This window comes from Sorangium sp. So ce124 (assembly GCF_051525235.1).
Taxonomy (GTDB): domain Bacteria; phylum Myxococcota_A; class Polyangia; order Polyangiales; family Polyangiaceae; genus Sorangium; species Sorangium atrum.
The window spans coordinates 9,661,869-9,674,457 of the sequence record NZ_CP150312.1 but is presented as its reverse complement, the minus strand read 5'-3'; the positions used below and the strand labels follow the sequence as shown (position 1 = coordinate 9,674,457).

At 73.4% G+C, this 12,589-nt stretch carries 9 protein-coding genes; 6 read left to right on the top strand and 3 right to left on the bottom strand.

Features of this window, described 5'->3' with window-relative positions:
- Positions 1-272 precede the first annotated feature (272 nt).
- Positions 273-743 (top strand): GNAT family N-acetyltransferase, encoded by a 471-nt coding sequence (locus tag WMF19_RS36435; protein WP_437324359.1) that lies wholly within the window; start codon positions 273-275, stop codon positions 741-743.
- Here WMF19_RS36435 and WMF19_RS36430 read toward each other — a convergent pair.
- The 3 genes from WMF19_RS36430 to WMF19_RS36420 all read right to left on the bottom strand — a co-directional run bounded on the left by WMF19_RS36430 (position 710) and on the right by WMF19_RS36420 (position 5,342).
- Entirely contained in the window at positions 710-1,030 is a 321-nt protein-coding gene (locus WMF19_RS36430; protein WP_437894575.1) for a hypothetical protein, read from the bottom strand. The two genes, WMF19_RS36435 and WMF19_RS36430, sit on opposite strands and share 34 nt — an antisense overlap.
- Positions 1,031-1,409: 379 nt before the next feature.
- Positions 1,410-3,212 carry a protein kinase domain-containing protein gene (locus tag WMF19_RS36425; protein ID WP_437894574.1) on the bottom strand — a complete coding sequence of 601 codons (1,803 nt, stop codon included), beginning with the start codon at positions 3,210-3,212 and terminating at the stop codon, positions 1,410-1,412.
- Between the two features lie 237 nt (positions 3,213-3,449).
- Complete coding sequence (locus WMF19_RS36420; protein WP_437894573.1) at positions 3,450-5,342, bottom strand: radical SAM protein; 1,893 nt, start codon at positions 5,340-5,342, stop codon at positions 3,450-3,452.
- Positions 5,343-5,495: 153 nt separating this feature from the next.
- Between WMF19_RS36420 and WMF19_RS36415 the strand changes: the two genes are divergently transcribed.
- The 5 genes from WMF19_RS36415 (at position 5,496) to WMF19_RS36395 (ending at position 12,306) form a co-directional block, all read left to right on the top strand.
- The gene (locus WMF19_RS36415; protein ID WP_437894572.1) at positions 5,496-7,721 is read left to right on the top strand and encodes a HEAT repeat domain-containing protein; all 2,226 of its coding nucleotides are present in this window, start codon (positions 5,496-5,498) and stop codon (positions 7,719-7,721) included.
- Entirely contained in the window at positions 7,718-8,110 is a 393-nt protein-coding gene (gene xseB / locus WMF19_RS36410) for an exodeoxyribonuclease VII small subunit (RefSeq protein WP_437894571.1), read from the top strand. The genes WMF19_RS36415 and xseB overlap by 4 nt, the downstream gene beginning before the upstream one ends.
- Positions 8,111-8,126: 16 nt before the next feature.
- Positions 8,127-8,855: a competence/damage-inducible protein A gene (locus WMF19_RS36405; RefSeq protein WP_437294310.1), complete on the top strand. Its 729-nt coding sequence runs from the start codon at positions 8,127-8,129 to the stop codon at positions 8,853-8,855.
- Positions 8,856-9,102: 247 nt separating this feature from the next.
- A complete protein-coding gene (locus WMF19_RS36400) occupies positions 9,103-10,713 on the top strand; it encodes a hypothetical protein (RefSeq protein ID WP_437894570.1) in 1,611 nt (536 codons plus the stop codon).
- Between the two features lie 45 nt (positions 10,714-10,758).
- Positions 10,759-12,306 (top strand): hypothetical protein, encoded by a 1,548-nt coding sequence (locus WMF19_RS36395; RefSeq protein ID WP_437894569.1) that lies wholly within the window; start codon positions 10,759-10,761, stop codon positions 12,304-12,306.
- Positions 12,307-12,589: the final 283 nt, after the last annotated feature.

Below are 12,589 nucleotides of genomic sequence, written 5' to 3'. Positions count from 1 at the left end.
GCGCCGCGCGCCGCGCGCCGCGCGCGCCCATCGAGGATCGCTCCTTGAAACATAACGCGCCGCGGCGACGCCTTCGCGACCGGTCGTCGCCGGCCGCGCTCGTCGCTGGATCGAGGCGCCGCGCGTCGTGCGCGTCGTGCGTGCGCGTAGTGATTGAGCAGCCGTGCTGCCCGCGCTATGGGGTCGGCCATGTCGATCCGACGCCGCGCTCCCGAGCTCTCCGGCCGTACGGGCGGAGAGCGTCCCTGCGACGCCCGCCGGGAGGTCGCCTCGTGACAGCGCTCGTGATCCGCCGGGCGGCGCCCACCGACGCCGCGCTTATCGCGGCGAACAACCGGGCCATGGCGCTCGAGACGGAGGGCAAGGTGCTGGACGCCGCCACCACCCTCCGCGGCGCCGCCGCGCTGATCGCGGATGAGGCCAAAGGGTTCTATCTGGTGGCCGAGCACGCGTCCGAGATGGCCGGGCAGCTGATGATAACCTATGAATGGAGTGACTGGAGAAACGGTACTTTCTGGTGGATCCAGTCCGTCTATGTGACCCCCGCGCAGCGGCGCAGCGGGGTCTTCCGGGCGCTGTATCGGCGAGTCCACGAGATGGCGGCGGACGCGGGGGACGTATGCGGCATTCGCCTGTACGTGGAGACCGCGAACGCGCGAGCGCAGTCGACGTATGTCGCGCTCGGAATGCGGCGTTCGCACTACGAGCTCTACGAGCTCGATTTGACCTTGGGCTCTTCCTGAGCCGTCCGGCTCTCCTGGTTCGAATCAGGGGGGACGACCGCGGCCATCGACGGCCAGGAGCCCTTGACGAGGGCTCGCATCGCGGCCGTCTTCAGCGCCACCTCCCCAGGATCGAGGAAGACGCCGAGGGCCTGGCGGATGTGCGGGAGCGAGCGGATGAGATCGGCTGGCGTCATCGCTTCGGGCGGCGACACGTCGCACCGCTCGCAGGCCTCCTGGATGATCCTTCTGGCGAACGCGGGTGCGAGGCCACAGCACTCGACGACCTGCTCGAAAAGCGAGCGCATGAGCTGGTTCCCCCCGGGGTAACGTCCGACGTGCGGCGCGTCTTTCACTTGGGCGAGCACATACCGCCCCACGACAAGAATAGCCTACCTCCCCTATCGCGCTCGTGAGGCGACCACTGACGTTCTGCTGTCTTCCGTGAGCATGTAGGCGACGCTGCGGCGCGTTCAATGTGCGATAGCGCGACCCGACGTCGCGCTATCGGCGCCGAGGTCGCGGGTGCTCGCGGTCGTCGGGGTATTGGACGTGTCTCCATGGTCGGAGTGTTGGACGAGGTGGCGAAAAGGATCATGGCTCGACCCGGGGGCGCGCTGGGGCCATGCGCAGGTACCGTCTTGGGCTATCTCCGCAGTGACGTCGTGCGTCACAGCCCTGTGTGCGTCACAGGCCTGATGGCTTGAAGGGCGTCCGGGAGGTCGTCCGTGGAGCGCTCCGCTTCGGCTCTGGCGCCTTTGGCGGGGTCTTCGGCGCCGCGCTTCGAACGGTCGATGAGCGGGTGGCCGGCTTCGCCGTCGGGGCCGTGGATCCGCTGGTCGTGCGCGTGTCGGGCCGGCTCGTCCTGGGCTTGACGGCCGTGGGCGGGGTCGCTCTGGAACTCGGCCGCGGAGCGGGGCTCGTCGCACGGTTGGCGGTGGGAGCAGGGACCTGTGCGGGCCTCCCCGCGGAGCCCGGGGCGGAGCTCTGGGCGGCTCTGCCCGGAATCACGCCCTGAGCGGAGCTGTCGGGAACAGCGCCCTGAGCGGAGCCGCCGGGGGCCGGGGATCCGGCCGGTTCGCCGGGATGCCCGGGCGCGGCCGCCTGGAGCGGCCCGCTGGCCGCCGCGGCCGCGGGGAAGAAGGACGAGATCCGGGAGACAGAGGCGCTCTCCGCCGTGAAGGGAGCGGCGGGCTCGCGCTGGCCGACGGCGAGAAAGGCGCCTGCCCCGAGCGTGAGCGCGACCGCGCAGGCGCTGGCGAGCACGCGGCGGCGCACGATGTGGTGCCGGCCGCGGGAGACGGCCTCGGAGACGACGGCGCCCAGCCCCGGCGCGCTGCCCTCGACGCCCGAGTTGTCCGGCGCCGCCTCGGCGCTCCGCTGGCTCAGGGGCAGACGATCGCTGGACGGAGCGCGCTGGCTCAGGGGCAGACGATCGCTCGACGGAGCGCGCTGGCTCAGGGGCAGACGATCGCTCAACGGAGCGCGCTGGCTCAGCGGCGATCGCACCGATCTGGGCGCCGACGCGGGACCGCTCCGCGCGCTGACCGGCCCGGCGAGGCCCTCCGGCGGCCCGCGCAAACCGACCTCTTTGATGAGCGCCTCCACCGCTCGGGGCGACGACACGGCGAGGCCCGGCGTCTGCGTGGCCGCGTCTTCCAGCGCCTCGGCGAACGCCGCGGCGGTCGGGAAGCGGTCGTCGGGGTCGGTGCGCAGCGCGCGCAGGCAGATCTGGTCGAGCGCGGTCGGCACCGACGGGACCACCCCGCGCGGACCCGTGGGCGCGCCCTCGAGGATCTGCGCGAGCAGCGCGCCGTCGTTGTCGGCCTTGAACAGGCGCTCCTCCGTGAGCATCTCCCAGAGCACCACGCCGGCCGAGTACACGTCGCTGCGACGATCGACGTTCGCGGCCCGGATCTGCTCGGGCGCCATGTAGGCGAGCTTGCCCTTGAGCGCGTTGCCCCGCGTCGACACGAGCCTCGTCTCGGCGCGGGCCACGCCGAAGTCGGTGATGCGCGCGATGCCGTCGACGCCGACGAGCACGTTCTGCGGCGAGATGTCGCGGTGCACGAGGTGGAGCGGCTCGCCCTCGCTCCCCGTGAGCTCGTGCGCGGCGTGGAGACCCGCGAGCACGTCGAGGAAGATGCGGAGCGCGATCCCGAGCGGGACGGGCCGCTTCGCCCGCGCGCACGTGCGGAGCAGGTTGTGCAGCGACGGCCCCTCGATGTACTCCATGACGAGGAACAGCGGGTCCTCGACGAGATCGAACGTCGCGACGACGTTGGGGTGGCGGACCCGCGCCGCGAGGCGCGCCTCGTCGAGGAACATCGCGACGAACTCGGGCTCCGCCGCGATGTGCGGGTGCATCATCTTCAGGGCGACGAGGCGCTCGAACCCGCCGGCGCCCACGGCACGCCCGAGATACACCGTCGCCATGCCGCCTGACGCGATGGCGCGCAAGCTCTCATAGCGGCCCGCGTGCAAGGTCACGTGACCAGACTACACCATGCGTGGTGCGTTCTCCACGACTCCCGCGCCGCTCGCGCGAACGCGTGCTCCTCCCACACGGCCCACACGGCCGCGAGGAGAACCGGACTCTGTGTCGATGTGAGGCGCCCTGCGACTGATCACCGAGCCCAGAGGCGCCGAGCCCAGGGGCTCACGTGACCTGTCTGTCGGCGATCCGGGGCTGTGGTGCCGCGCGCGGCGTGGGAGGAGGAGGCGCGATCAGCTCACGATCGGCAGCCGCCGGGCCGCCCGCCGTGAGCGCGGGCCTCCCTGCTCGCGCTCGCGCAACGCAAGGTCGTGCTCGATGATCGTTAGGGGGTTGTCGTAGGCCGGTAAAGGAAGATCCTGATTCTTCGCATAGACAGGGTGCCTACCGTGCTTCTTGTACCACTCGGCCACGGTGGCGTTGGCCTTCATCTTCTCGAGGATGTTCCGCCATCCAGCCCCGGTGTTGTACGCACAAAAGCTGATCTCGCCGAGCTGCGTTCCGTACGGAATGATGCACATCTCGGTGCGGCGGAAGTCGTAATTGAACAGATCCTGGAACCACATGCCCGCGACGAACAGGACCCGCCACTCGTACTCGCGGGCGTCGCCCTCGCCGGCGTGCGCGGCGCCCGTCTGGCTCATGAACTGCTTCAAGAGCGTCGCGAGGTGGAAGCCGGGCGGCGCCTTGTCCGGCTGGTAATGGCGCAGCAGCGCCGCGACGACCTGCGCCTTCGTGAGGGCGCGGCCGCGCCCCGCGTCGAAGATCGCGCGCAGGTCGGAGAGCAGCCCTTCGACATCGATGAAGTCGAGCAGCGGGACCATCTGCTTCGTCTTCTTGTGGACGAACAGCACGGTCCCGATCCCGCAGTTCGGGTGGCAGCCGCAGTTGATTTGCCCCCAGTCCTTGTCGGGGCCGTCGAGGAGGTCGGTCACGTTGCCGAAGGGGCTGAGCGCCGACAGGGGGAACCAGTCGCGCAGCGGGTCGGTCACGCCGGTCTGCCGGGCGATGTCGTGCGCGAGGTGGCTCAGCGTATAGCGCTGCTTCTCGCGCAGCTCGTCGGAGATGTCCTCGTCGCGGCCGGTGAAGCTGACCGGCTGGAAGCTGACGACCGTGATCTTGTCGGCGTTCTGGACCGCAAAGTCGATGATGGGCCCCACCTGATCGTTGTTGACCCCGTTGACGATCGTCACGACCAGGATGACGTCGATCCCGGCGGCCGAGAGCTCCTCGATCGCACGCAGCTTCACGTCGTAGAGGTTCCCGATCTTCCGGTGGCCGTTGGCTTCGTTCGTGACCCCGTCGAACTGCAGGTACGCCATCCGGAGGCCCGCTTCCTTGGCCTTCCTGGCGAAGCCCGGCTCGTCCGCGAAGCGGATCCCGTTCGTCGCGCACTGCACCGCGAAGTACCCCTTCTCGCGCGCGTACCGGATCGCGTCGAGGAAGTGCGGGCTCAGCGTCGGCTCGCCGCCGGAGAACTGGATCGACATCTGGCGGCGCGGGCGCACCGCCGCCGCGTCGTCCAGGATCCGCGTGATCTCCTCCCAGGAGAGCTCATGCACGTAGCCGACCTGATTGGCATCCATGAAGCACGGGTCGCACATCATGTTGCAGCGGTTCGTCAGGTCGACCGTGAGCACCGCGCCGCGGCCGTAACGGATGGTGCTCGAGCCGTGGTCGTGGATCCTGTCCTTCGTCATCTCGACGTCGCGGCCGCCGAAGAGGCGCTCGATCCGCGCCAGGAACGCCGGGTCGATCGAGATCGTGTCCGAGAAGAAGCCGTGCTTCGGGCACGTCTTCTCCATGACCACGCGCCCTTCGCGCGCGACGATGCTGGCGCGGATCTCACCGGGGTTGTCCGTGATGAGCCTGGTCCAGTCCGCCCTGCCACTCAGGATCTCGGCGCGCGCCTCCTTGACGCAGCGCGGGCACAGGCTGTCCGTCTCGCGAGGCCAGCCGAGCGGGGGCGCCGTGCGCTCGCCGCCCCTCGGGATCGGCTTGTCGCTCCACTTCGGGTGAAACGGCCTGGGCTCGCCGCCGAGGCGGCTCAGTCGCCGCAAGACCGGCCACGCCTTGTCGGCGGAGACCGTGATGGCCTTTTCCAGTGTCCGTACCAGGTCGATCAAGCTTCACCTCTCTCACAGCCGCATTTCGCGGCTGCACGGTAGGTCGACCTAGCGCGTGCTTCCATCAAATTCCAGGCTGTCACGCGGCGCTGACACGGCTTGGCCTGGGGCGTGACAGCGGGCCGTCGATCGCGGGATAGTGCGGTGCAGCGAATGCGATTCCTCCCTGGAACCCCCCGCGCCCTGGGCCTCGCCGCGGCGCTCGCGGTCACCGCGATGGCGGGCTCGGCAGCGCCTCAGCCGGCCGCGCGGACCGCCCGGGCGCCGCAGGCCGCGGAGGAAGGCGGCAAGGCGCCCGCGGGGGCCGAGGCCGGCGCGACGCCGCTGCGCGGCAGCCTCGGCGTGCCCGTCGGCGAGCGGCTGCTCTCGTCGAGCGACCCGGCGGCGCGGCTCCGCGGCATCGAGCGGCTCGGGGCGATCGGCACCGAGGAGGCGGTGAGCGCGCTGCTCGCCGCGCTCGAGCAGCACGGCGCCCCGGGGGCGCGCGATCCCAGGGCGCGCCTCGCGGCGGTGCGGGCGCTCGCGCCGCACGCGCAGCGCGACAGCGTGCGCCAGCTCCTCGCGCGCGAGCTCTCGGAGAGCGCGCCCGCGCGCGGCGCCGCCTCGCCGCTCGGCGAGGTGCTGCGCGGCACCGCCGCCCTCGCGCTCGCGCGCACCGGCGAGCGGCGCGCGCTCGGCGTGCTCGTGAACGCGATCGTGCAGGGCGGGGCCGCGGGCGAGGCCGCCGCCCGCGCGCTCAAGGCGCACCCGCCCGCGTCGCTCCAGCTCCTGCTCGGCAGCCGCAAGCGCCTCGAGCCGGCGCTCGCGAGCTTCCTCGGCGATCTCGGCGATCTCCGGGCGATCGCGGCGCTCCGGCCGATGCTCGAGGGCGGCGACAGGGCGGCGCAGGTGGCCGCCGCGCGCGCCCTCGCGCGCCTCGGCGACGAGGCGGCGCTGGCGAAGGCCCGCGCGTGGCTCCGGAAGCCAGAGCCGGGGCTCTTCGAGCCGACCGCGGAGATCCTCGTCTACCTCGGCGCGCCGGAGGCGCCGGACGCCGTGGCCGCGCTGCTCGGATCCGAGCTCGGGCGGATGGAGGGGCTCAGGCTGGCCGAGCTCGCGCCGGCGGAGCGGCTCGTGCCGGCGCTCGCGCGCTCTCTCCCGCTGCTCCCCGACGACGCGCGGCCCCGCGCGGTCGCGGCGATCGGCCGCGCGGGCGGCGCGGAGGCGGCGCGGCAGCTGCGCCGGCTCCTGAGCGAGCGCCCCGAGCTCGCGACGGCGGCCGCGTTCGCGCTGGCGACGATGCCGGGGGCCGAGGCGCGGGCCGCGGTCGCGGAGCTCTTCGACGGCGCGCGCGCGGCGAAGGACGCGGACCTCCGCAGGCTCGGCCTGCGCGCCGGGGTGGTCCGCGGGCTTGCGCTGCGCGACGCGCCCGAGGCGCTCGAGAAGCGGCTGCTCGCAGCGCTCGCCGCGCCGAAGGGGTCGAGCGATCGCGCCGTCGGGGTGTTCGGCGCCGTGGCGCTCGGCCTCCGCGACGCGGTCGATGTCGTCGGCGCCTGCTCCCCGTCCTCCTGCGATCGCGCGGCGGTCCACGCGGCGGCGCGCGGCGCGCTCGCCCGGGGCGAGCGCGCCCTCGCCGCCCTCGCGCCGCTCTTCGCGGCGCTCGCCGCGTCGGGCGCCGCGGCGCCGGGCGGCGACGCGAGCGCCGCGCAGAGCGGCGACGCGGCGCCCGACGCGGCGGCGATCTCCGCCGGCGTCGCGCTGCTCGCGGAGCCCGGGGGCGGGGCGATCGCGACCTCACGGCTCGCCGCGCTCGCAGAGGCGGGCGGGCCGCTGTCGCCGCTCGCCGCCCGCGCGCTCGCGGCCCGCGACGACGAGGTGGTCCGCGGCAGGATCGAGCGGCTGCTCGAGGGGAGCGATCCCGTCGTGCGCGCGCACGTCGCGCTCGGCCTCGGGAGCGACCCCATGCCCGACAGCGTCTCCCTCCTCGCCCGCGCGTACCGCTTCGAGGACGACCCCGCGGTGCGCCGCGCGATCGTCCGCGGCCTGTCCCGGCGCACCGAGGTGCAGCGCGGGCGCGTCCTCGTCGCGGCGCGGGATCTCGATCCTGACGAAGGGGTGCGCGCGCTCGCGCGGGCCGCCCTCTCCGGCGTCGACGTGCGGGCGCTCGATCCGCCGCGCTCCGCGCTGGCGACGGGCGTCGTGTGGGTGGCCATCGTCCCGAACGACCGGAGCGCGTCCATGAGCGCCTCCTCGCGCCCAGCACGGCTCGTCCGGCCGGATGGGCTGGCGGTCCCCGTCGTGGCCGATCCCGACGGCGTGCTCCTCGTGCCGGCGGTGCCGCCCGGCGCGAGCGCCGTCCTGCTTGCGCCGGCCGCACCCCCGGGGGACCCTGGCTCATGACGACGATGAGCAACGCGACGGACGAGGGCGACGCGGGCGTGGAATCACGCGCCGAACCACGCGTCGAGTCACGCGTCGAATCGAGCGCGGAGCCCCGCGCCGCCGGGGCGCCGGCGAAGGCCGAGGCCGACCGCGCTCCGCGGAGCGGCGGCGCGGCCGCGGGCGCCGACGCGATGTCGTTCGAGGAGTCGACGCGCCGCCTCGCGAAGATCGTCGCGGAGCTCGAGGGCGGCGACCTGCCGCTCGAGCGCGCGCTCTCGCTCTTCGAGGAGGGCATCCGCCTCTCGCGGTCGGCGCAGGAGCGCCTCGATCGCGCGGAGAAGCGCGTCGAGGAGCTGCTCGGGATGGACGCCGACGGGCGCCCGGTGACGCGCGAGTTCGAGAGCTGAGCGGAAGAAGGGTGACATGAGGACCGCAGCGGCGCTGATCATCGGCAACGAGCTGCTCAGCGGGAAGATCGCTGACGAGAACCTGGTCGTGCTCGCGGGCACCCTGCGCGCGCTCGGCGTCAGGCTGGAGCGGGCGGTCATGGTGCTCGACGAGCTCGAGGTGATCGCCGCCGAGGTGCGGGCGCTCGCGGCGTCGCACGACTGGGTCTTCACGAGCGGCGGCGTGGGCCCGACGCACGACGACCTGACGATCGCGGGCGTCGCGCGAGCGTTCGGCGTGCCGGTGGTCAGCGCGCCCAACATCGAGAGCCTCCTGCGCGATTACTATGGAGATCGGCTCACCGAGGGGCACCTGCTCATGGCCCGCATCCCGGAGGGCGCGCGGCTCGTGACCGGCGGCAGCGCCGCGTGGCCCGGCGTGGTGATGCGCAACGTGTGGATGCTGCCCGGCGTGCCGCAGATCTTCCGGGCGAAGCAGGCGCTCATCCAGGCGGAGCTCTCCGGCGGGGCGCCGTTCGTCTCGCTCGCGGTGTTCACGACGCTCGACGAGGGGCAGCTCAAGCCGATGCTCGACCGCGTGGTCGAGGCCCACCGCGACGTCGACATCGGCTCCTATCCGAGGTGGTCCGGCGTCGAGTACCGCACGAAGCTCACGTTCGACGGCCTCGTCGAGGCGAGGGTGCGCGCGGCGCGCGACGCGTTCGCCGAGAGCCTCCCCGCGGAGACGATCGTCCGCGTCGAGTGACGCGCGCCGCTCTCGCTCCGCCCGGCGGCGTCGGCGGCGCGGTGGCGCTCAGGTCGAGCGATGGGATCGGCGCGCTCGACGCCGTCCGTGGCGGTGCCGTCCGTCCAGGCGATGCCGCCTGGTGCCCATTGACTTATCTCGACGTGTTTTCTCATGCCTTGAGGGCTTCTCCCCTCTCCGCCTCCCTGTCGCCTCCAGCCCCCGCGTCGTTGCAGGCTCGTATTGCGGCCGTGTAATGTCGGGCGCCATGAAACGCGGTTTCGCGGGCGCGTCGGGAGCGTCGATCACCGCTCTCGCGCTGAGCTGGGCGATGATCTCGTGCGGCGCCGCCGTCGGTTATTCCGACGACTGCGTCGAGATCTTCAGCTGCGAGCCGCCGCCGTCCTCCCCGGCGCCGTGTGCCGGCGACCCCGCCACGACGCCAGCGAAAGAGGAGTGCGGCGTCTTCGTCGCGGGCCGCGGAGACGACGCCCGCGCGGGGACGAGACAAGAGCCCGTGAGGACGTTGCAGCACGCGGTCCAGAAGGCGCTGCTGGAGGGCAAGCCGCACGTCTACGCGTGCGCGGAGGACTTCCACGAGGCGGTGCGCCTGCCGTCGGGCGTCGAGATCTGGGGAGGCCGCGCCTGCGAGCGCGAGGACTGGGCCTACCTCGGCGCGGACCACCCGACCGTCGTCGCGCCGCCCGCCGGCCGCGTGCCGGTCCGGGTACACGCGCACGGCGCCGTCCTCTCGGACCTCTTTTCCAGCGACCCGCGCTCGCTCCTGTTCGGCGTGCGGCTCGTGGCGGCCGACGCGATCGAGCCGGGCGGCTCGTCCATCGCGCTGGTCGTGACGGACGACGCCGAGGTGGAGGTGAGGTGGAGCGAAATCTTCGCGGGCAACGGCGCGCCCGGCGCGCCCGGCGAGGACGCGCCGCTCGAGGTCGCGGAGGACGGCGCGCCGGGCAACCACGGCGCCGCGGTCTGCTCGGACGATCTCGTCGACGGCGCCTTGCCTGCGGTGACGCTGTGCCCCGACGGCAGCTCGTCGATCGGCGGTCGCGGCGGCTTCGGCGAGCGCGGTCGCGGCGGCGACGGTGAGAACGGCGCGGTGAGCGAGCGTGATCCCGCGATGGCTCCGCTGCTCGGCGGCCAGGGCGGGAAGGGGGTAGCCGGGACCGACCCGTGTGCCGCGGGCGAGGCCGGACAGGACGGCGCCGAGGGCGCGTCGGGCGAGGGCGGCGAGCAGAAGGCCGCGCGCGCCAGCGCCGAAGGGTGGCACGGCGCCTGGGGCGAAGCGGGGACGCCTGGCACGATCGGCCGGGGCGGCGGCGGCGGCGGCGGAACGCGAGGGCGCGGCGTCTGCGCGAGCACGGAGCCCCAGGGCGGCGCGTCCGGCGGGTCGGGCGGGGGCGGCGGCTGCGGCGGTCGCGGGGGCGGCGCCGGGCAGGCGGGCGGATCGAGCATCGGCATCCTCACGGTGGGGGCGGAGGTGGTCGTCGAGCACTCGAGGATCACTGTGGGGACGGGGGGCGACGGCGGGCGCGGCGGACGCGGTCAGGCCGGGGGCTACGGGCGGGCGGGCGGCATCGGCGGAGCGGCTGGGATGAACGGGGGACAGGAAGAATATGCCTGTGAGGGCGGCCACGGAGGGCGGGGCGGTCCCGGCGGCGGCGGCGGCGGCGGGCTCGGGGGGTACTCCCTCGCCGTCGCCCGAGTGCACGGCGGCATCGATCTCAAGGAGAGCACGGCCGTTGTGCTGGGCGAGGTGGGCCGCGGAGGCGGAACCGGCGGCTCCGACCGATGGCTCGGCCAAGGAGAGGACGGCCTCGCCCAGGAGATCTGGTCGTTGGAGCAGCTGATCGAGCCACCGCGGTGAACCGCGGCGTGCCCATGCCGAATCGCCGATTCGCGAGGGAGAACGATGCAACAGAGGGTAGTGGCGGGGGCGGCGGTGCTGTTGGCGCTCGCCTCCGCGGCGTGTGGAACGGCCGACCGCTGCGACGGTGGGGTGTGGTGTGGTGGGGCGGCGCCGACGGAGGCCGACTGCCTCGAGGCGCTCGCCGCGCACAAGGCGGTCGACGGGTGCGGCGTCTTCGTTGACCCCGAGAGCTCGTTCGACCCGAGCGACGACCTGGCTGGCACGATAGCGAGGCCGGTGAGCTCGCTGGTGTACGGGATCGAGCTCGCGCGCGCGGGCCGGCGCCGCGTGTTCGCATGCAATCAGTCGAGCCACCAAGAGATCCTGACCGTTCCTTCTGGGGTCGATATCCATGGTAGGTTCAATTGCGAGCGCGGCTGGCAGTACGAGGCGGACGGGTATCTCACGCGCATAGGCTACCCCGACGAGCAGCATCCCCACGTCATCGTGCCGGGCGAGCGCGATGGGCTCGACGACGGCATCTCGACGTTCACCGACCTGGATTTCCGTCACAGCGGCATCAAGTACTTCAGCCAGTCGGCGATCGGGATCCTCGTCGAGCCGAACGCGGCGCTGGAGCTGGTCCGAAGCGAGCTCGTTGTCGGGCCGGGCGCGTCGGGGCTCTCCGGAGACGAGCTCCGCACGGAACCGCTGGAGCGAGCACGCGCGGGCGCAGTCGGGAATCCAGGGGGTGACGCCTGCTCTACCGATACCGTGCCCGGAGGCGCCTCGGTCACCACCGCCTGTGAGGACGGCTCCGTGTCCAGGGCCGGCAAAGGGGGCGATGGCCGCGCGGATCACGGCGAGGCCGGGAGGGATGGGGCGCCGCTTCCAGCCCCGAACCCTCGCGGCGCCGGCCTCGGAGGCGCCGGGGCGGAGGAGGGCGGCCGGTGCAATCGCGGGGAACGCGGGCAGAAGGGGGAGGTCGGCGTGGATGGCCAGAACGGACGCGGCCCCGGGCGGTTTACGCGAGAGGGCTGGGTGGGTGAGAACGGAGCCGACGGGAAGCGCGGCGGGGTCGGGACCGGCGGGGGCGGGGGCGGGGGCGCTTACGGCGGCTCGGCCGCCTGCGGGGTGTCGCCGAACGGCGGCGCGTCCGGCGGCTCTGGCGGCGCCGGCGGTTGCGGCGGCCAAGGGGGCCGCGGGGGTGCCCATGGGGGCGCGAGCATCGGCATCCTCGCCCTCGACGGCGCCAGGGTGATGTTGCGCCAGGTCGCGATCGAAACGCTCGGCGGCGGTGACGGCGGCGATGGAGAGCGCGGACAGGACGGCGGGCCTGGCGGGCTGCCTGGAGGGATAGGGCAATATCCGGGAGCCGAACATCAGCCTTGCTACGGTGGCGCAGGCGGCGATGGCGGCCGCGGCGGCAACGGCGGCAGTGGGACGGGTGGGCCGTCGATCGGCATCGCCTACGTGGACGAGGATCAACTCACCCTGGAGGGCGTCACCTTCACGATCGGTGCTCCGGGCGAGGGCGGCCGGACCTTCACCGAGGACGGAGTGAAGGCCGACGACGGCTTCGCCGCCGAGACGTACCGTTTCACGCTGTGAGCCCGGCCGGCGTCGCGCCCGTCGGGCTCGTTCGGGATGCGGCGGCCGACGGACGGGAGCGGTAGTCGCGCCTATCCGGCGAGCGGATGCCGATGGGCCTCCGCCGGATAACGACGGGTTCCACCGCGGATGACGATGAACCCCCCGTCGGATGACGGCGGGTACCCGCCCCGATGACGACGTCTGCGGGGCGGATGACGATGGCTCGCCGCCCGATGCCGATGGGTTTCGGCCGGACGCTGATGGGCTCCAGCCACGTGCCGGCGGGTCCCGGCCCCGATGC